The organism is Mesorhizobium sp. M0522, assembly GCF_040321085.1.
Lineage (GTDB): Bacteria > Pseudomonadota > Alphaproteobacteria > Rhizobiales > Rhizobiaceae > Mesorhizobium.
Window position 1 is genome coordinate 22,022 of sequence record NZ_JAMYQW010000006.1, and the last position, 18,834, is coordinate 40,855.

General features: G+C 63.5%; 18 protein-coding genes. 13 read left to right on the forward strand and 5 right to left on the reverse strand.

Translation table 11 applies throughout. The features are described 5' to 3' along the window. Positions 1–274 precede the first annotated feature (274 nt). The 6 genes from NKI58_RS09675 to NKI58_RS09700 all read left to right on the forward strand — a co-directional run bounded on the left by NKI58_RS09675 (position 275) and on the right by NKI58_RS09700 (position 6,816). On the forward strand, positions 275–1,660 hold the full coding sequence (locus NKI58_RS09675) for a M20/M25/M40 family metallo-hydrolase (protein WP_352853143.1): 1,386 nt from the start codon (positions 275–277) through the stop codon (positions 1,658–1,660). Between the two features lie 103 nt (positions 1,661–1,763). Further along, positions 1,764–2,384, forward strand: coding sequence for a ribonuclease D (locus tag NKI58_RS09680; RefSeq protein ID WP_352785487.1), 621 nt, complete (start codon positions 1,764–1,766; stop codon positions 2,382–2,384). Between the two features lie 43 nt (positions 2,385–2,427). Further along, on the forward strand, positions 2,428–2,679 hold the full coding sequence (locus NKI58_RS09685; RefSeq protein WP_352568247.1) for a hypothetical protein: 252 nt from the start codon (positions 2,428–2,430) through the stop codon (positions 2,677–2,679). A 291-nt stretch (positions 2,680–2,970) separates the two neighbouring features. Then, a complete protein-coding gene (locus tag NKI58_RS09690; RefSeq protein WP_352785490.1) occupies positions 2,971–5,187 on the forward strand; it encodes a transglycosylase domain-containing protein in 2,217 nt (738 codons plus the stop codon). A 61-nt stretch (positions 5,188–5,248) separates the two neighbouring features. Continuing rightward, complete coding sequence (locus NKI58_RS09695; RefSeq protein WP_023675240.1) at positions 5,249–6,001, forward strand: SDR family NAD(P)-dependent oxidoreductase; 753 nt, start codon at positions 5,249–5,251, stop codon at positions 5,999–6,001. Beyond that, entirely contained in the window at positions 5,998–6,816 is an 819-nt protein-coding gene (locus tag NKI58_RS09700; RefSeq protein WP_352448345.1) for a hypothetical protein, read from the forward strand. Before NKI58_RS09695 ends, NKI58_RS09700 begins: the two co-directional genes overlap by 4 nt. Here the strand turns inward: NKI58_RS09700 and NKI58_RS09705 are convergent. Together NKI58_RS09705 and NKI58_RS09710 are read right to left on the reverse strand one after the other, a co-directional pair. Further along, a complete protein-coding gene (locus NKI58_RS09705) occupies positions 6,797–8,605 on the reverse strand; it encodes a cation:proton antiporter domain-containing protein (protein ID WP_352785493.1) in 1,809 nt (602 codons plus the stop codon). The two genes, NKI58_RS09700 and NKI58_RS09705, sit on opposite strands and share 20 nt — an antisense overlap. A gap of 227 nt (positions 8,606–8,832) precedes the next feature. Further along, entirely contained in the window at positions 8,833–9,282 is a 450-nt protein-coding gene (locus NKI58_RS09710) for a baeRF12 domain-containing protein (protein ID WP_352448343.1), read from the reverse strand. Positions 9,283–9,722: 440 nt separating this feature from the next. On the opposite strand from NKI58_RS09710, the gene cysG reads away from it, so the two are divergent. The 6 genes from cysG to NKI58_RS09740 all read left to right on the forward strand — a co-directional run bounded on the left by cysG (position 9,723) and on the right by NKI58_RS09740 (position 15,462). After that, a complete protein-coding gene (gene cysG, locus NKI58_RS09715) occupies positions 9,723–11,174 on the forward strand; it encodes a siroheme synthase CysG (protein ID WP_352785496.1) in 1,452 nt (483 codons plus the stop codon). Continuing rightward, positions 11,171–11,476, forward strand: a complete 306-nt coding sequence (locus NKI58_RS09720; protein ID WP_352453967.1) for a DUF2849 domain-containing protein — start codon at positions 11,171–11,173, stop codon at positions 11,474–11,476. Before cysG ends, NKI58_RS09720 begins: the two co-directional genes overlap by 4 nt. Positions 11,477–11,549: 73 nt before the next feature. Beyond that, positions 11,550–13,220, forward strand: a complete 1,671-nt coding sequence (locus NKI58_RS09725; RefSeq protein WP_023675244.1) for a nitrite/sulfite reductase — start codon at positions 11,550–11,552, stop codon at positions 13,218–13,220. Further along, entirely contained in the window at positions 13,195–13,959 is a 765-nt protein-coding gene (locus NKI58_RS09730) for a phosphoadenylyl-sulfate reductase (protein ID WP_352453968.1), read from the forward strand. The genes NKI58_RS09725 and NKI58_RS09730 overlap by 26 nt, the downstream gene beginning before the upstream one ends. 208 nt (positions 13,960–14,167) lie before the next feature. After that, positions 14,168–14,704: a DUF934 domain-containing protein gene (locus NKI58_RS09735; protein WP_352785499.1), complete on the forward strand. Its 537-nt coding sequence runs from the start codon at positions 14,168–14,170 to the stop codon at positions 14,702–14,704. Between the two features lie 137 nt (positions 14,705–14,841). Then, positions 14,842–15,462 carry a DJ-1/PfpI family protein gene (locus NKI58_RS09740; RefSeq protein ID WP_352785502.1) on the forward strand — a complete coding sequence of 207 codons (621 nt, stop codon included), beginning with the start codon at positions 14,842–14,844 and terminating at the stop codon, positions 15,460–15,462. 148 nt (positions 15,463–15,610) lie between these two features. On the opposite strand, the gene NKI58_RS09745 is transcribed toward NKI58_RS09740, so the two are convergent. Next, on the reverse strand, positions 15,611–16,633 hold the full coding sequence (locus NKI58_RS09745) for a fatty acid desaturase (protein WP_352469420.1): 1,023 nt from the start codon (positions 16,631–16,633) through the stop codon (positions 15,611–15,613). Between the two features lie 126 nt (positions 16,634–16,759). Continuing rightward, a complete protein-coding gene (locus NKI58_RS09750; protein ID WP_023675249.1) occupies positions 16,760–16,963 on the reverse strand; it encodes a hypothetical protein in 204 nt (67 codons plus the stop codon). Positions 16,964–17,199: 236 nt separating this feature from the next. Between NKI58_RS09750 and grpE the strand changes: the two genes are divergently transcribed. Then, entirely contained in the window at positions 17,200–17,835 is a 636-nt protein-coding gene (gene grpE, locus NKI58_RS09755; protein WP_352588352.1) for a nucleotide exchange factor GrpE, read from the forward strand. 97 nt (positions 17,836–17,932) lie between these two features. On the opposite strand, the gene olsB is transcribed toward grpE, so the two are convergent. Continuing rightward, a complete protein-coding gene (gene olsB / locus NKI58_RS09760) occupies positions 17,933–18,808 on the reverse strand; it encodes a l-ornithine N(alpha)-acyltransferase (protein WP_023675251.1) in 876 nt (291 codons plus the stop codon). Positions 18,809–18,834: the final 26 nt, after the last annotated feature.

The window sequence follows — 18,834 nt, forward strand, 5'->3', positions numbered from 1 at the left end:
CGCCACGTTCGCAGACACAGATAAACGCCATCGGCAGTTTTCGCCGAAGTCCGGAGCAAGGCCCGTCCCCCGCCTATCCCGGACACTTGCGGCAGCCTATCCCCCCTCTCCGGGCTGCCGCATCGTTTCGAGTAAGGCCGCCGTGGTTCCCCCTCCACCACGGCGGCATTTTTTGCCTTTCGACAAGATCCTGCCTTGTGGCCTAACGGTCGCGGGCTTTCCGTTTCGCCGTATGGGCTCTAGATTCGCCGCCAGAATCGAAAGGCCCCGCCAGATGTCAGCAGTTTCCCCCGTCCTCGACCGCCTCGACAAGAACTTCGACCAGAGCCTCGAACGTCTGTTCGGCCTGCTCGGCATCAAGTCGATCTCCACCGATCCGGACTACGCCGCCGACTGCCGCAAGGCAGCCGAATGGCTGGTCGCCGAGCTCAAGCTGATCGGCTTCGACGCCAGCGTGCGCGACACGCCGGGGCATCCGATGGTGGTCGCGCATCACGACGGGCCGGCGGGCGCGCCGCATCTGCTGTTTTACGGCCATTACGACGTCCAGCCGGTCGATCCGATCGAACTGTGGGAAAGCGACCCGTTCGCGCCGGCGGTCAAGGAGATCGAGCCCGGCCACAAAGTGATCACCGGCCGCGGCGCGGCCGACGACAAGGGGCCGCTGATGACCTTCGTCGAGGCCTGCCGCGCCTGGAAGCAGGTGCATGGCGGATTGCCGTGCCGAATCACGATCCTGTTCGAGGGCGAGGAGGAGTCCGGATCGCCGTCGCTGAAGCCGTTTCTCGAGGCGAATGCTGACGAGCTCAAGGCCGATTTCGCGCTGGTCTGCGACACCGGCATGTGGGACCGCGATACGCCGTCGATCTGCGTCTCGCTGCGCGGGCTAGTCGGCGAGGAGATCACGGTGACGGCCGCCGACCGCGATCTGCATTCCGGGCTCTATGGCGGTGCGGCCGCCAATCCGATCCGCATCCTGGCAAAAATCCTGGCCGACATCCACGATGCGGATGGTCACGTCACCATTCCAGGTTTTTATGACGGCGTCGAGGAAACGCCCTCGCAGATATTGCAGTCGTGGCTGTCGCTCGGCGAGACGGCCGAGACCTTCCTCGGCCCGATTGGCCTGTCGATCCCGTCCGGCGAGAAGGCCCGCTCGGTGCTCGAACTGACCTGGGCGCGACCGACGGCCGAGTTCAACGGCATTATCGGCGGCTATACCGGCAAGGGCTTCAAGACGGTGATCGCCGCGCAAGCCTCGGCAAAAGTCTCCTTCCGCCTGGTCCACAAACAGGATCCGGAAAAAATCCGCGCCGCCTTCCAGGCATTCGTCAGGCAGCGCGTTCCGGCCGACTGCTCGGTCGAATTCCACCCGCATGGCGGCTCGCCGGCGATCCAGCTGTCCTACGACTCGCCCTTCCTCGCCAAGGCCAAGCAAGCACTATCCGACGAATGGCCGAAGCCGGCGGTGGTGACCGGCAGCGGCGGCTCGATCCCGGTGGTTGGCGATTTCCAGACCTATCTCGGCATGGAATCGCTGCTGGTCGGTTTCGGCCTCGACGACGACCGCATCCACTCGCCGAACGAGAAGTACGAGATGAGCTCCTTCCACAAGGGCCAGCGCTCCTGGGCGCGCATTCTCGAGGCGCTGACACGCTGAAATTGCGCCAGACTCAAGTTTTTGTTGATTTTTCGCCGGATCGCGGCAAGGACGGGCATGGTCTGTCGCGCATCGCTGCACGGGGCCGCGACCGGAGAAGACGATGAGCGACATACGTTTCCACAAAAACGATCTGCCCGGCCTGCTGCATTACGATGTCGGGGCGGTCGCCATCGACACCGAGACGCTGGGGCTGAACCCGCATCGCGACCGGCTCTGCGTCGTGCAGATCTCGCCTGGCGACGGCTCGGCCGACGTCATCCAGATCGCGCCCGGCCAGAAGAAGGCGCCGAACCTCGTCAGCCTGCTCAAGAACCGCAGCATCACCAAGCTCTTCCACTACGGCCGCTTCGACCTTGCCGTGCTCTACAATGCCCTCGGCGTCATGCCGGAGCCGGTGTTCTGCACCAAGATCGCGTCGCGGCTGACGCGCACCTACACCGACCGGCACGGGCTGAAGGACATCTGCTTCGAGCTTCTCGGCGTCGGCCTATCGAAGGCGCAGCAATCATCGGACTGGGCCGCCGAGACGCTGTCGCCCGAGCAACTCGAATATGCCGCCTCCGACGTGCTCTATTTGCACCGGCTGCGCGACGTGCTCAGCGCGCGGCTGGCGCGCGACAACCGGACCAGGGAGGCCGATGCCTGCTTCCGCTTCCTGCCGACGCGTGCGAAACTCGACCTGATGGGCTGGGATGAAGAGGACATCTTCGCCCACAGCTAATGGCCTTCTGGCACCTTAACGCCGTCGGCCGGGAGGAATTGAAATGGCTGCGCGAAAACCAATCGAGACGGCACCCAGGGACGGTTCCAAGGTCACCGTCTACTGGCAGGACAGCGACGGCGTGATGAACGAGAGCATCGCGCAATACCGTTCGCTCGACCGGCTGAAGGCGGCCGGCGGCGACTGGGACGAAAGCGATGCCGGCTGGTGGGCCTATACCGACGGCCATACGCAAAGGAAGATCGAGCCAATCAGCTGGCGGCCGGCCTCCGACGATGCGGATGCCGACGACTGAGGGTTGTCGCAACCGCCGAACTGAAGTGATTATTCTGAGGCAAAGCATATTTTGTTCTTGCTTTGTGCCGGCAGCTATGCTACTATTTTCGCTATGGTGCTCATTGGCTCCAACGACCCGCCCGCCGAGGCGGGTTTTTCATTTCCGGCTTTGGCGCTGTCGCGGGCCGCAGCCGTTCGGCAAGCGACTGAATACAGTTTATCTCGATTTTTCCCGACTTAACCCGCCTTTAAACCGCCGCATCTAGTCTTCAACCCCAACGCCATAGGCATGGGGAAGACAGCACAGCGCATGGCGAACCGGAAAGACAGCCGCATCGAGCCCAGCTTCGAGGCATCGCCGGGGGCGAGATCCTCGGCCGGTTTTTCGGTAAGCGAGGAGGACCGCGTCGTGCCGAGCAACCGAAAAGCCGCTGCAAAGCGCAAATCGTCCAAGGCCAAGCCCCCGCGCGGCGGGCGCGGCAAAAGCCGGCGCGGCGTGTTCGGCGTGCTTGCCCGGCTGTTCTACTGGTGCTTCGTGCTGGCCATCTGGGGCGGTATCGCCACTGCCGGCATCGTCGTCTATTACGGCGCGAAAATGCCGGCGGCCACCACCTGGGCCATTCCCGATCGCGCCCCCAACATCAAGATCGTCTCGGTCGACGGCCAGCTGCTTGGCAATCGCGGCATGAGCGGCGGCGAGGCCGTCGGCCTGCACGAAATGTCGCCCTATATTCCCGAGGCCGTCATCGCCATCGAAGACCGCCGTTTCTATTCGCATTTCGGCATCGACCCGATCGGCCTTTCCCGGGCCATGGTGACCAATGTGCTGGGCGGGCATTTTTCGCAGGGCGGCTCGACGCTGACCCAGCAGCTGGCCAAGAACCTGTTCCTGACGCCGGACCGCACGCTGGAACGCAAGGTGCAGGAAGTGCTCTTGGCGCTGTGGCTGGAGCACAAGCATACGAAGGTCCAGATCCTCGAAATGTACCTCAACCGGGTCTATTTCGGCTCCGGCGCCTATGGCGTCGAAGCGGCCTCGCGCCGCTATTTCGGCAAGAGCGCCCGCGACGTCACGCTGTCGGAGGCCGCACTTCTCGCCGGCCTGCTCAAGGCGCCGTCGCGGCTGTCGCCGGCGCGCGACCCGAAGGCCGCCGAACAGCGTTCGCAGCTGGTGCTCGCCGCGATGCGCGACGAGGGCAAGATCAGCGCCAAGGAGATGACCACGGCGATGAGCGCGCCGGCGACGCGTTCGCCGTCCTACTGGACCGGCTCGGAAAACTACGTCGCCGATACGATCATGGAAGAACTGCCCGACCTGATCGGCGATGTGCGCCGCGATATCGTCGTCGACACGACCGTCGACCTGACGCTGCAGAAACTCGCCGAGCAATCGATCCGCCGGCTGATCGACCAGAGCGGCAAAAAACTCAATGTCAGCCAGGGCGCGCTGGTGTCGATCGACAATTCCGGCGCGGTGCGCGCGATGGTCGGCGGTTACGACTATTCGACCAGCCAGTTCGACCGCGCCTCGGAAGCGCGCCGGCAGCCGGGCTCGGCGTTCAAGCCGTTCGTCTATATGGCGGCGCTGGAATCCGGCCGTACGCCCGACAGCGTGCGCAACGACGCGCCGATCAAGATCGGCAACTGGACGCCCGACAATTACGGCGGCAAGTATTTCGGCAAGGTGACGCTGGCGACGGCGCTGGCAAAATCGCTGAACTCGGTGGCCGCGCAGCTGACCATGGAAGTCGGGCCGAATGCGGTGGTCGAGGCGGCGCACCGCATGGGCATCCAGTCCGAGCTGACGGCCAACACATCGATCGCGCTCGGCACCTCGGAAGTGACGCCGCTGGAACTGACCTCGGCCTATGTTCCCTTCGCCAATGGCGGTTATAAGCCGGACATCCATTTCATCCGCCGGGTCACGACGAGCGACGGCAAGGTGCTCTACGAAAACAATGGCGGCGGTGCGCCGCGGGTCGTCAAGCCCGATGTCGTCGGTATGATGAACTCGATGATGACCGGCACGGTCGAGATCGGCACGGCCAGGAAGGCGGCGTTCGCCTGGCCGGCGGCCGGCAAGACCGGCACCAGCCAGAATTCGCGCGACGCCTGGTTCATCGGCTATACCGCCAATCTGACCACCGGCGTCTGGTTCGGCAACGATGACGGCAGCGCGATGAAGAAGGTCACCGGCGGCGCACTGCCGGCGCAGGCCTGGCACGAGTTCATGGTCGCCGCGCATGAGGGCGTGCCGGTGCGGCCGCTGCCTGGAACCTGGAAGTCGACGCCGCCCGACACCATCGTCCCAGACGAGATACCGTCCGATACGGCGCCGCCTGCGGCAGCTACCCAGTCGGCTTCGCGTCCCGTGCGTCCTGCCGAGACGGTCGATGCCGGCGGCCTGGCCATGCCGGGCGTCGACGGCACCACCGGATCGATCAAGCACCCGGTGCCGCCCGGCAATGTCGGCGGCCCGGTCAAGAAGCGGCAGACGTCGATCCTGGACATCCTGACAGGCGGCTGAACAACAGGCCCCCTCGCCACCGCTGCCGCGTTCCGCTACATCTCCCGTTTGGAGACCGCGAATGGCAGAGACCGACACCAGAAAGACCATTGTGCTGACCGGCGCCAGCCGTGGCATCGGCCACGCTACGGTCAAGCGCTTTTCACGCGAAGGCTGGCGCGTCATCACTTGCTCGCGCCAGGCCTTTGCCGAGGACTGCCCGTGGCCGGCCGGACCGGAAGACCACATCAAGGTCGATCTCGCCGACCAGGAGGATGTCGGCATCGCCATCTCGGAAATCCGCCACCGGCTCGAGGCGCATGGCGGCCAGCTGCATGCGCTGGTCAACAATGCCGGCATCTCGCCCAAGCTCAAGGACGGCAACAGCCGCATGAACTCGATCGACACGCCGATGCATGTCTGGCGCGACGTCTTCCAGGTCAATTTCTTCGCCCCGATCATGCTGGCGCGGGGCCTGTTCAAGGAGCTGGCGTCGGCCAAGGGCTCGATCGTCAACGTCACCTCGATCGCCGGCACCCGCGTGCATCCTTTCGCCGGTACCGCCTATGCGACGTCGAAGGCGGCACTCGGCTCGCTGACCCGCGAGATGGCGCATGATTTCGGCCCCCACGGCATTCGCGTCAATGCGATTGCGCCGGGCGAGATCGACACCGCGATCCTGTCGCCGGGCACCGAAAAAATCGTCGAGACCATTCCGCTGAGAAGGCTGGGCACCACGGCGGAAGTCGCCGACATCATCTTCTTCCTGTGCTCGCAGCAGGCGTCCTACGTGACCGGCTCGGAAATCCACATCAATGGCGGCCAGCACGTTTGAGCGAGCAGACCGATCGATATGCGCGTTTCACCGAAACCAACGTGGTTGGATCGCTTATTATCTACGAATGGGCCGCCAGTTTAGATATTTCCGGCGCGCGCGACATACTGGATCGCATAGTCGAGGTCCTCGGCTCTGAGCCTGATATCGCCACGGTCACCGACGAAAAGACGGGCAAGGATTATCTCTACCGAAACTTTGCGAAACGCGACGTCATAACCAAGAAAGATTGGCAGTCGGTCGGGTACTTGTGGAAGAGAAGTCCGGATGTGCTATCGGATTTTTCCATAGACATTGGTTGCTCTGTCGATCGTTTCAGGCTCTTCGAGATTCACATCGATCGAGCTGCTAACGCAGACGCGAAAAAAACCTTCGAAAGAATCATCAAACTGCTCGTTCAAGAGCTTCAGCCGATCTATGGCATAGGATTGTCCATGCCATATTTCTGGGGCCCAAGAGCGTTTGCGCATGGCTCAACGTCTTCCCGCTTCGCGACCGTCGACAAAACGTTCTATGGCCCGCCAGAACAGCTACGGGCCCAATCCTTTGTTTTCGGCCGGACCTTTCATGCGCGAAGTGATGAACGGCACCTCGACGTAAATCTCCGTGATGTGTTCCCATTCAACTTGCTGTCCCAGGGGCATTTGGAACGTCGGATCGACCGCAAGCGGTTGCAGAATTGGATTCAAGACAACGCCTATGGTGTCTTGCGGCAACTGTCGCCTGTGTCATGGCGGTGGGATGTTCCGCCCGAAGACATTCAAAAAATCAGAAAATTTCTGATCGATGCAGGAATCACGATTGTGAAAGAGTAGCCGTCGTGGCGGTGTCGGCAGCCAAAGCCGGCTCCGTCCTGCTCGCCGTCACCACTTCGACGATGCCGCGGGCGATCTCGCGTTCGCCCATGATGACGGTGTCGGCTCCAAGGTTTTTGAGGTGCTCGACCTCGGCATCGGAATGGGCGCGGGCGATGATTTCGATTGCCGGATTGGCGGCGCGGGCGCGCAGCACGACCTGCCCGGCCTCGAAGGCGTTGGGAATGGCCAGGATCAGCCGCTTTGCGCCCTCGGGATTGGATGCGGCGAACACGTCGCCGTTCGCCGCGTTGCCGGGTACGGTTTCGACGCCTTCGGCCTTGAGCTTCGCCAACGTCTTGTCGGCATCCTCGATGACGAGGAAGGGCAGGGCGGCCTGCTTCAGCGCCGTGCCGACGAGACTGCCGACGCGGCCGTAGCCGATCAGGATGGTGTGGCCGGTCAGCCTGGTCCTGGGCGGCGGGCCATCCTCGTTAGCAGGCGCCGCGACCGAAGCCACCTGGCCGGGCTCGGTCGCCGGGCCGATCGGCCTTGCTTCGCCGGACGGCGCCGTCCTGCCGGCGCGTGCTTCCAGCCAGGGCTTCATCCGGTCGACGGCAAGAAACATCAGCGGATTGAGGACGATCGACAGGATGGCGCCGGCGAGGATGAGGTCGCGGCCTTGTTCGGGCAGCAGTTTCAGCCCGACGCCGAGTTCAGCCAGGATGAACGAGAATTCGCCGATCTGGGCTAGGCTTGCCGAAATCATCAATGCGGTTGCGACCGGATAGCGGAAGACGACCACGATGACGAAGGCTGCCAGCGACTTGCCGACAACGATGATGGCCAGCGTCGCCAGGATCGGCCAGCCATTGCTGATCACGCTGAACGGGTCGAACAGCATGCCGACCGAAACGAAGAACAGCACGGAAAAGGCGTCGCGCAGCGGCAGCGATTCCTCGGCCGCCCGGTGGCTGAGCTCGGATTCGCTCATGATCATGCCGGCGAAGAAAGCGCCGAGAGCCAGCGACACGCCGAACAGCTTGGCCGCGCCGAAGGCGACGCCAAGCGCAATCGCAAGCACCGCCAACCGGAACAGTTCGCGCGATCCGGTATGGGCGACGTAGTGCAGGATCCAGGGGATAAGCCGGCGGCCGACCACCAGCATGACCACGACAAAGGCCGCGACCTTGGCCAGTGTGACGGCGACGACGCCCCAGACGCCGTAGCTCGCCGGCAGCGACAGCAGACCGCTGGAGTGCACCTCCACCTGCTCTTGGCCGCCGAGCACGCCGGCCAATGCCGGCAAAAGCACCAGCGCCAGCACCATCGCCAGATCCTCGACGATTAGCCAGCCGACGGCGATGCGGCCGCGCTCGGTCTCGATCAGCCGCCGCTCCTGCAGGGCGCGCAACAGCACCACGGTCGAGGCCACGGAAAGTGCCAGGCCGAAGACCAGTCCCGCGCCCATCGACCAGCCGAGCATCCAGGCAAGGCCGGCGCCGAGGGCTGTCGCGAAGCCGATCTGCACAATGGCGCCGGGCACGGCGATGGCGCGGACCGACAACAGGTCCTTCAGCGAGAAATGCAGGCCGACGCCGAACATCAGCAGGATGACGCCGATCTCGGCAAGTTCATTGGCGAGGCCGGCATCGGCGACGAAACCCGGCGTGTTCGGTCCAACCAGAACGCCGGCGATGAGATAGCCTACCAGCGGCGGCACGCGAAAACGGTTGGCAAGTGCGCCGAAGACGAAAGCCAGCCCCAGACCGGCGACGATGGTGGCGATAAGGGGCGTGTCATGCGGCATTGTCTATGGAGCGCCTTCAGGAATCGCGATGTCGGACATGCGCCGTCCAAAAGCCGCCGCCGTGGCAGTATGGAGGCTGCGACAGTCGCGAGACAACCCCGCATTCCTCATGAAATCGATGACAAAGCAGCAAAAGACGGAGAGCCGGCAAGCGTTGCCACCCGGCGCGGCCTGCTCCAAGCAGGCGCTTGCTACGGAAACGAAAGTTGCACGCCGCCGATGCCCGATCAGGTCGCCTGCAGCAGGCTCTCGATATCGGGTATGCTGTGGTTGGTCAGCGTCTTTGGGATTTCGGCCGTTATCTTATCGGTGACCTCCTTGTGCAGTTTCCTGCGCATGTCGCCCAGCACCGGCGGCGGCGCGATCAGCACGATCTCCTTGAAGCTGCCGCGATGCGCGAGCTTGTAGAGCCTGTCGGCAATCTCTTCGGCAAAACGCTCCTTGCCGAGCCGGTGCCAGTCGGTGTCTTCGACCGCACTGCGGTGGACGGAAGGGCCGTCGCTGTAGCGGCCGGGGCGGTCGGTGCCTTGTTCTCGGGTTGCCGGATTTTCCTGCTCCATCTCGTGCACGACCTGAAGGTCGGGATATTGGACGTCTCCACGGTTCTCGAGGAACAGCGCCTTTTCGCCATCTGCCACCACGATCCACAGTCCGCGTTTCAGTCTGACGTTGCTCATGGGGCGCTCCTTTTTTGATTTTTCGAGCCCATCGCCAAGCCTTTGCCGTAGGGGCATGACCGGGCCTGGGCCCATAGGGCAAACGCGTGCCGAGGCGGGAATGTTCCGGTACTCGGACCCGGTATTCCGACAAGGGCCGGCGAGAGCGCGGGGCTGCCGTCGATCGCTCGGTCAGCATCCGGCGGCTTAATCTACTAAATTGATAGAATTTAGAAAAATCTGTTTTGTGGTTAGCTCCTCCAGCCGCTAGAAAGGCAGCGGATCAAGGGCTGCAGCAGCAGCTTCAATCTGCTCCGCATTTGAATGTGGAATATTTTTCTCTTGGCCTTCATGCTTGCAGAAAAGAGATTGCCTGCTACGAAGCGATGCGCGAGTGGGTGCCTTCTGGTTTTTCGCGCCCCCGCGTAGAACTGACAAACGGTTCCAGGATTCCGCTCGTCATGCCGCAAGCCACGCCCAAGCTCAATGCCTTTCCCGTCTTCATGCGGGTCGAGGGCGAAGCCATAGCCATCGTCGGCGGCGCAGAGGAAGCGCTGGCCAAGGCGCGGCTGCTCGCGCAGTCGAGCGCTGTGCTGCGCATCGTCAGCGATGAAACAAGCCCGGAGCTGCTGGCCTTTATCGCCGAGACGGGGGCCGCCCACATCGCCGACGCCTATGATGCAGCACATCTCAATGGTGCGGTGATGGTGTTTGCCGCCAGCGGCGACGAGGCGCTCGATCGCCGCGTTGCCGGGGATGCGCGCCGGCTGGGCATTCCGGTCAATGCCGTCGACCGGCCGGAGCTATGCGATTTCTTCACGCCGGCACTGGTCAACCGCGCGCCGGTCGCCATTGCCATCGGCACGGAAGGTGCCGGCCCGGTGCTGGCGCAGATGCTGCGCAGCCGCATCGACCGCATGCTGTCGCCCTCGCTCGGTCCGCTCGCAACTCTCGCCGCATCGTTTCGCGACACCGCCGAAAGACTGCTGCCGAAGGGCAATGCCCGCCGCCGCTTCTGGAGCGATTTCTTTGGCGGTGCACCGGCCCGCGCTGTCGAGGCCGGCGAGCTTTCGCAGGCGCATGATGCGGCCGTCGGCCTGCTGCTTTCGAAAGAACCGGCATCGGGCCATATCGCGCTTGTAGGCGCCGGTCCAGGCGCCGAGGACCTTTTGACGCTGCGCGCCCATCGCCTGCTGATGGAAGCCGACGTGATCGTCCATGACGCGCTGGTGCCGGAGGCGATCGTCGCCATGGGCCGCCGCGATGCCGAGCGCCTGCCGGTCGGCAAGCGCAAGGGCTGCCATTCCAAGAGCCAGGCCGAGATCAATGCGCTGCTGGTCGAGCTTGGCCACGCCGGCAAGCGTGTCGTGCGGCTGAAGTCCGGCGACCCGCTGGTGTTCGGCCGGGCCGGCGAGGAGATGGCGGCACTTCGCGATGCCGGCGTCGCCTACGAAGTGGTTCCGGGCGTCACCGCGGCCTTCGCCGCCGCCGCCGATTTCGAACTGCCGCTGACGCTGCGCGGCGTGTCGTCGTCGATGGTGTTCACCACCGGCCATGACCTCAAGGGAAATTCGCTGCCAGATTGGGCAAAGCTCGCTATTTCCGGCGCGACGGTCGCCGTCTATATGGGCCGCTCGGTCGCTGCAGAGGTCGCCGGCCGGCTGATCGAAGCCGGCCTGTCGCCGGATACGGCCGTCGCCGTGGTCGAGAATGCCAGCCTTGCCAGCCGCCGCCGTTTCCACGGCACGCTCGCCGACCTGCCGTCGCTGGAGGCGCGCGCCGACCTCAGCGGCCCGGTGATGACCATCATCGGCGACGCGGTCGCCGGCGCCAATTTCGAACGGTCCGAGCCGCTGGCGGCACACAGGCAGGAAAGCGTGGCCCGTGCTGCCGCGCAAGGAGTGAACCAATGAAAGTCCTGACCGCGAACCGCCTCGCCGACGGCATAGCCGTCTGGTACGCCAATGGCGGCTGGGCCGAGACCATCGACCATGCCGACATCGCCCATGACAAAGCGGCCGAGGACCGGCTGGAGGCGATCGGCGCCAAGGCCTCCGCCAACAACGAAGTGGTCGACGTCAACCTGATAGACGTGACCGTGGCCAACGGCACGGTCGAAGCGGTCCGGCTGCGTGAAAAGATCCGTGCCGCCGGCCCGACCACCCGCAACGACCTGGGCAAGCAGGCCCGTCCGCAAGCCGCACGCGCGGCATAGATGACCCAAGCATGATCCCGATCATGCTCGAACGAAGAAAATAACGGGCGGACGCGCCCGGAAAGACCTGAATATGTACCGTTACGATGAGTTCGACCACGATTTCGTCAAGGCCCGCGTCGCCGAGTTCAGCGACCAGGTCGCGCGGCGCCTTGCCGGCGAGATCACCGAGGACCAGTTCCGGCCGCTTCGGCTGATGAACGGAGTCTATCTGCAGCTGCATGCCTATATGCTGCGCATCGCGGTGCCCTACGGCACGCTGAACAGCAAGCAGCTGCGCATGCTCGGCCACATTGCCCGCAAATACGACAAAGGTTATGGGCATTTCACGACGCGCCAGAACATCCAGTTCAACTGGCCGGCGCTGTCGGACATCCCGGCGATCCTGGCTGATCTGGCAAGCGTCGAGATGCACGCGATCCAGACCAGCGGCAACTGCATTCGCAACGTCACTGCCGACCACTTCGCCGGCGCAGCCGCCGACGAGGTTGCCGATCCGCGCCCCTATGCCGAAATCCTGCGGCAATGGTCGTCGGTGCATCCGGAATTCTCGTTCCTGCCGCGAAAATTCAAGATCGCGGTGACCGGCGCCGAGCGCGACCGCGCCGCCATCCAGACGCACGACATCGGCCTGCATCTGAAGAAGAACGCCGCCGGCGAGCTTGGTTTCGCCGTCTATGTCGGCGGCGGCCAGGGCCGCACGCCAATGGTGGCCAAGAAGATCCGCGACTTCCTGCCCGAAGCGGATCTGTTGTCCTACTGCACGGCGATCCTGCGCGTTTACAACCTCTACGGCCGTCGCGACAACAAGTTCAAGGCGCGCATCAAGATCCTGGTCCATGAGACCGGCGTCGAGGAGATCACCCGCCAGGTCGAGGCCGAATGGCAGGAGTTGAAGGACGCCGAGCTGAGGCTGCCGGAAGAAGACATCCGCGCCATCGACGCCTATTTCGCGCCGCCGGCGCTTGTCGACCGGCCGGAAGGCGATGAGGCGGTCAAGCTTGCCCGCCTCGACTCGAAGAGCTTTTCCGAATGGCTGGACCAGAATGTGGTCACCCATCGCCATCCCGACTACGCGGCGGTGACCATCTCGCTCAAGGGCATCGGCGAGACGCCGGGCGATGCCTCCGACAGCCAGATGGAAGCGGTCGCCGACATTGCCGAAAAATATTCATTCGACGAGCTGCGCGTCAGTCACGAGCAGAACCTGATCCTGCCGCATGTCGCGCGGGCCGACCTCAAGGCGGTCTATGACGCGCTTGTCGATATCGGGCTGGCGACGGCCAATTCCAACCTGATCAGCGACATCATCTCCTGCCCCGGCCTCGACTATTGCGCGCTGGCAACGGCGCGTTCCATTCCCGTGGCGCAGGAAATCTCGCGGCGCTTCGCCTCACTGGAGCGCCAGCGCGAGATCGGCGAATTGAAGCTGAAGATTTCCGGCTGCATCAATGCCTGCGGCCATCACCATGTCGGCCATATCGGCATCCTCGGGGTCGAGAAGAAAGGCGCCGAGCTCTACCAGGTGACGCTCGGCGGCTCGGCCGACGAGAACACCTCGGTCGGCGAGATCATCGGCCGCGGCTTCAGTTCGGAAGAGATCACCGATGCCATCGAGCAGATCGTCGAGACCTATCTCGGGCTTCGGCTGGACAGAAACGAAAGATTCATCGACGCCTACCGCCGAGTCGGTCCCGCGCCGTTCAAGGAGGCGCTCTATGCTGGCGAAGCCAAGGCCGCTTGACCGGATCGTCGACGTCGAGGCCGGCATCGCCGCCCAAGCGGCGGGTCTCGACGCGCTCTACGGCCATCTAAAGCCGCTGGAGATCATCGAGCGGTCGGCCCGGGAGTTCTTTCACGGCGAAATCGCCGCCGTCTCGTCCTTCGGCGCGGATTCGGCGGTGCTGCTGCACATGATCGCCGAGATCGACCGGACGCTGCCGGTGATCTTTCTCGACACCGGCAAGCATTTCGAGGAAACGCTCGGCTATCGTGACGCGCTGGCCGCCGATTTCGGGCTGAGCGATATCCGGGTGATCAGGCCCGACGATGCGGCGCTGGCAAGGATCGACCCGACCGGCAATCTGAACGAGACCGACACCGACGCCTGCTGCGACGTGCGCAAGGTCGAGCCGCTGGCGCGCGGCGTCGAGCCGTTCCGCGCCTGGTTCACCGGCCGCAAGCGCTTCCAGGCGGCGACCCGGGCAGCGCTGCCGGTGTTCGAGGCGGTCGGCTCGCGCATCCGCATCAATCCGCTGGCGCACTGGACGACATCAGACCAGGCCGGCTACATGCGCGCACATGCGCTGCGTGAAAACCCGCTGGTCGCCTATGGCTATCTGTCGATCGGCTGTTTCCCATGCACGCAGCCGGTGCAGCCGGGCGACGACGCGCGCAGCGGCCGCTGGGCCGGGCACGCCAAGACCGAATGCGGCATCCATTTGTCGGGGCTGGAAAGGTCGCTGACCGACGCCTCGCTTTAGGGTATGTTGATATTCAGCCGGCCTGCAAACGGCGGCTTCCTGCGCTTCCGGTGCTCACGTACCCAAAGTACGCTCCGCTCCGGTTCTCGGAAGCCACCCAGTTTGGTCGCTTCGCGCCCGCCGTCGGCTTCGGCTCGGCCTGACCTGAATCTCAACACACCCTGAGGTGTTTTGCACTTTAGAATCTTTGGACTTGGGAATTTTCTTGATGAGCGACTTGATAGCCGAAAACGCCATGAGGCTGTGGACACCGGATGAGTTCCGCGAGGACGAGTGGGTTCATGCCGAAAGCGCCGAGGCGCTGGTCGGCAATGGCCGTTTCATCCTGCCGTTGCAGGCGTTTCTCGGCCTCGATCCGGAGGTGCGGCGGTCGACGAAGGAGCGCATCGGTGTGCTGCTGCAGCCCGGCGATCAGCTCGAAAAGATCGCAGGCCTGCTCGATCAGCTGTCGCTGGTGGCGCTGGCGTTTCCGGCGTTCAACGACGGCCGCTCGTTCTCCAAGGGCGAATTGCTGCGCAGCCGTTATCATTTTGCAGGCGCTATGCGCGCCACCGGGCAGGTGCTGATTGATCAGCTGCCGCATATGCTGCGCCTCGGCTTCGATGAATTCGAGATATCGCACCCGGTGCTGCTGAAGCGGCTCGAGCAAGGTCGTACCGGCGGACTGCCGCTGTCCTACCAGCCGGCGGTGAAGCCGGAGGCCAAAGGCCCGAAATATTCGTGGCGGCGGGTGCGCGCCGGCTGATCCGCTCCAGGGGACCAGAAGCCCTATCTGGTCGGACCACATTCCCGATTCAGCCTTTTATTTTGCGCCTCTCCGCCTTAGGATAGGCCCATTATTTCGCGATCCGAATAAATGTGGCCACAAGGGAGGAACCGGGTATGGCTGGCAAGAAGATATTGATGCTCGTTGGCGAGTTCAGCGAGGAGTACGAGATTTTCGTCTTTGAACAGGCCATGCATGCGGTGGGCCACACCGTCCATGTCGTTTGCCCCGACAAGAAGGCCGGCGATATCCTGAAGACCTCGCTGCACGACTTCGAGGGCCACCAGACCTATACGGAAAAGCTCGGCCACGACTACATTCTCAACAAGACGTTTTCTGAGGTCAATCCGGCCGACTACGATGCCGTCTACGCGGCGGGCGGGCGCGGCCCGGAATATATCCGCATCGACAAGCGCGTGCAGGCGCTGGTGCGGCATTTCCATGAGACGGGAAAACCGATCTTCACCATCTGCCACGGCGTGCAGATCCTGATCGCGGTCGACGGCGTGGTGCGCGGCCGCGAAGTCGCGGCGCTGCAATATTGCGAGCCGGAAGTCACGCTGGCCGGCGGCATCTATATCGATGTTGCGCCGACCGGCGCCCATGTCGACGGCAATCTGGTGTCGGCCAAGGGCTGGCCGGGCCTTGCCGCGTTCATGCGCGAATGCCTGAAAGTGCTGGGCACCGAGATCCGCCAGGGCGAGATCCTGATGCGCGACCAGCGCAAGGCGGCTTAAGCTCGGAATGTGGAGCCCGCCGCACCCCTTAACGCATGTCGCGCAAAAGTGTTCAGCGGTTTTGCGATAACGGCATGCATAAACAAGAACCTAAAGCGCGTCGCATGAGGCCGGTCGAGCGCGACGCGCTTTAGGTGCGGCGGTGGGTCTACACGGCCATCCGCGCTTCGCGGAACGATACCAGCTTGCTGCGGCTCTCGTCCCACAGCGCCAGCTTGACGCAGCGCAGGCTGTCGAGGAGTGTGACGCGGCCGATCTCGCGCAACTCCGGATAGTCCCTCAGCACTTCCGGAAGCCGGTAGCATGGCACCTTGGCCGAGAGGTGGTGCACGTGGTGGACGCCGATATTGCCGGTGATCCAGTTCAGCACCGGCGGCAGGTCGTAATAGGACGAACCGTGCAGGGCAGCGTGCTGGAATTCCCACTCGGAGTCCTTTGTCCACTCCGTCTCTTCGAACTGATGCTGGACATAGAACAGCCAGATGCCGGCCGATCCGGCGAGGATGACGATCGGCAAATGCACGACCAGAAACGCGCCGGGGCCAACGAACCAGATGAGCAGCGCGGCGATGACCGCGATGGCGAGGTTGGTCGACATCGACGACACCCAGGGGGTGAAACCGCCCCGCATCATGCCCAAGGGCAGTCTCTGCTCGAAAATGAAGATCCATATCGGGCCAAGGCCAAACATCACCAGCGGATGGCGATAAAGGCGATAGGCGAGCCGGCCCCGCCATGACAGTTGCCGATATTCAGCGACGGTCAGTGTCTTGATGTCGCCGGTGCCGCGCTCGTCGAGGTTGCCTGCGCTGGCGTGATGGGTTGCGTGGGCGCGGCGCCAGCAATCGTAGGGCGTCAGCGTCAGCACGCCAAGCACGCGGCCGATCCAGTCGTCGGCATAGCGGTTGGCAAAGAAGGAGCCGTGGCCGCAATCGTGCTGGATCATGAAGATACGCACCAGAAAGCCGGCTGCCGGAAGGATGAGGACCAGACCCCACCAATGGCCATAGGCATAAGCGGCCGAGGACAATGCCCACAGCGTGGCGAAAGGAATGAGGGTGATGGCGAGTTCGACGGCGCTGCGACGCCTGTCGGGCTTTTTATAGCGCGACAGGATTTTCAACCAGGCGCGCTTGCTGTTTGCCACAGCTTCGGGGGAAATCATGTTCATCATGAAACATAGGCGGAGCGGCGCGCTGCCGCAAGGCGGAGATCACGCAAAGTTACTGCGGGTAAATGTCGCGCGATGGCGAGGAATTGCGGCCGCAATCGCAGGTCGCGTTGCTTGCGACGGTGTCTACCGACGGCGCCCGCCTGCGACCACCTTGGCTTCGACGCCGTCCAGGCGGTCGAGCAATTCCTTCAGACGGTCGGGAATATCGGACTCCGTGCGGAAGGCCGGCAAGGTGCGCAGAAAGCGCTTGGTCGCCTCGGTGCCGAGCTGGCGCCGGATATCGGCGGCGAGCCCGTCGCGTTTTTCGCCATTCCTGCGGGGCATCATCCAAAATCCTGTGTCGGCTTCGAAACTCTTCCAAGGGAGGAATGGTTCCCGCATTGTAGTATGCTGGCAAGCAAAGCCGTCGGGTACGGTAAAGTTTGAATTAAAATCGAAAGGTATGCGCCGTCCGCCATCAAGCCGCGGCAGCGGCTGCAGTAGCGCTTGCCCCTTGATTTTTGGCCGCTAAACCTCGATATCGGGCGCAAATCCACACCATTCGAAAATGACGGGAAACGGCGATGAGCGACCAGGCAAAAGACGAACGCGCGCCCGATGAAGCCGAGAAGACCGAGGCTGGCGCGGAGCCAAGGGAAGGTGGCGTCGACGGCGACTATGAAGCGCTTGTCCGGCTTCTGAAGGAAAACGAAGAGCTGAAGGATCGCGCACTGCGCGTCGCGGCCGACATGGAGAACTTGCGTCGCCGCACCGCCCGCGACGTCCATGATGCGCGCGCCTATGCGGTTGCCAATTTTGCCCGCGACATGCTTTCGGTGTCAGACAATCTGCGCCGTGCGCTGGATGCCATCCCGGAGGAGGCCAAGGCGTCGGGCGATGCCGGCTTCAAGGCGCTGATCGACGGCGTCGAGATCACCGAGCGCGCCATGCTGTCGGCGCTGGAACGCCACGGCGTGAAGAAGCTTGAGCCCGAGGGCGAGAAATTCGATCCGAATTTCCACCAGGCGATGTTCGAGGTGCCCAATCCCGACGTACCGGCCAACACGGTCGTGCAAGTCGTGCAGCCCGGCTATTCGATCGGCGAGCGTGTTCTGCGGCCGGCCATGGTCGGCGTCGCCAAGGGCGGCCCCAAGCATGTCGCAAGCGAAGCGCCAGTGGAGCCGGGGCCGGTCAACGAGCAGGCTGAGAAAGATGCGTGAATGGTGAATGGTTAGTAGTGAATGGTGAGTAGTGAGTAGCCAATTGCTGCTCCAGCAGTCAGTGCTATGTTCTATTCACTATTCACTATTCACTACTTCAGGCCGCAAACCGCTGCGCTTCTCCGCCATAATAATTGACGTAGCGGGCACCGATCTCCTTGACCGGCATAACCACGAACACGTCGACCGTCGAGAATTCACGGTCAATGACGCAACCGTCGCCGATGCGCGCGCCGACGCGCAGATAGCCCTTGACCAGCGGCGGCATCGCGGCGATCGCCGCCTTGGTATTGACGGCCTCGATCGGCATCAGATCCATGGAACAATAGCGCCCGGCGACGGCGCGCACGTCCCAGGATGAATTCGTCCGGCAGTGGTGGGCGAGATAGGTCAGCGCCTCCGCATGTGCCGCAGGCACGGTGCCGTGGAACGACGCGCAGCCGGTCATCACGCCGATGCCGTAGTGGTTGATGTAGGCCCAGATGCCTTGCCACAGCGCCTCGATGGTGCGCTTCGAGCGGTATTCCGGCAGAACGCAGGAGCGGCCGAGCTCGAGGAAGCGCTGGCCGGGATGCCGCGCGATCAGCTTGGTCAGCTCGAATTCACCTTCGGAATAGAAACCGCCGGCGGCCGCGGCAATCTCCTGCCGCAGCAGGCGGTAGGTGCCGACGATGCGGCGATGCTCGGGGCCGGAAAGCGAAGTATCGAAGACCAGCAGATGATCGCAGAGCGGATCGAAGCGATCGGCATCGCGGCGGTCCTGCATCTGAAACAGGTCCTTCCTGGCGCCAAGCTCGTCGTAGAACACCCGGTAGCGCACTTCCTGCGCGGCAGCGATCTCGGCCTCGTTGCGGGCGAGCCGCACTTCGAGATTGCCGATGCGGCCGAGCGATGCGCCTTTTATGACGGCATCGGCGTTCCGGCCGACGAGCAAAGGCCCGCTGGCGTTCGGCCGAGCATCACATTCCGGCATGACTGTATGCACGAGTGATTCTCCTT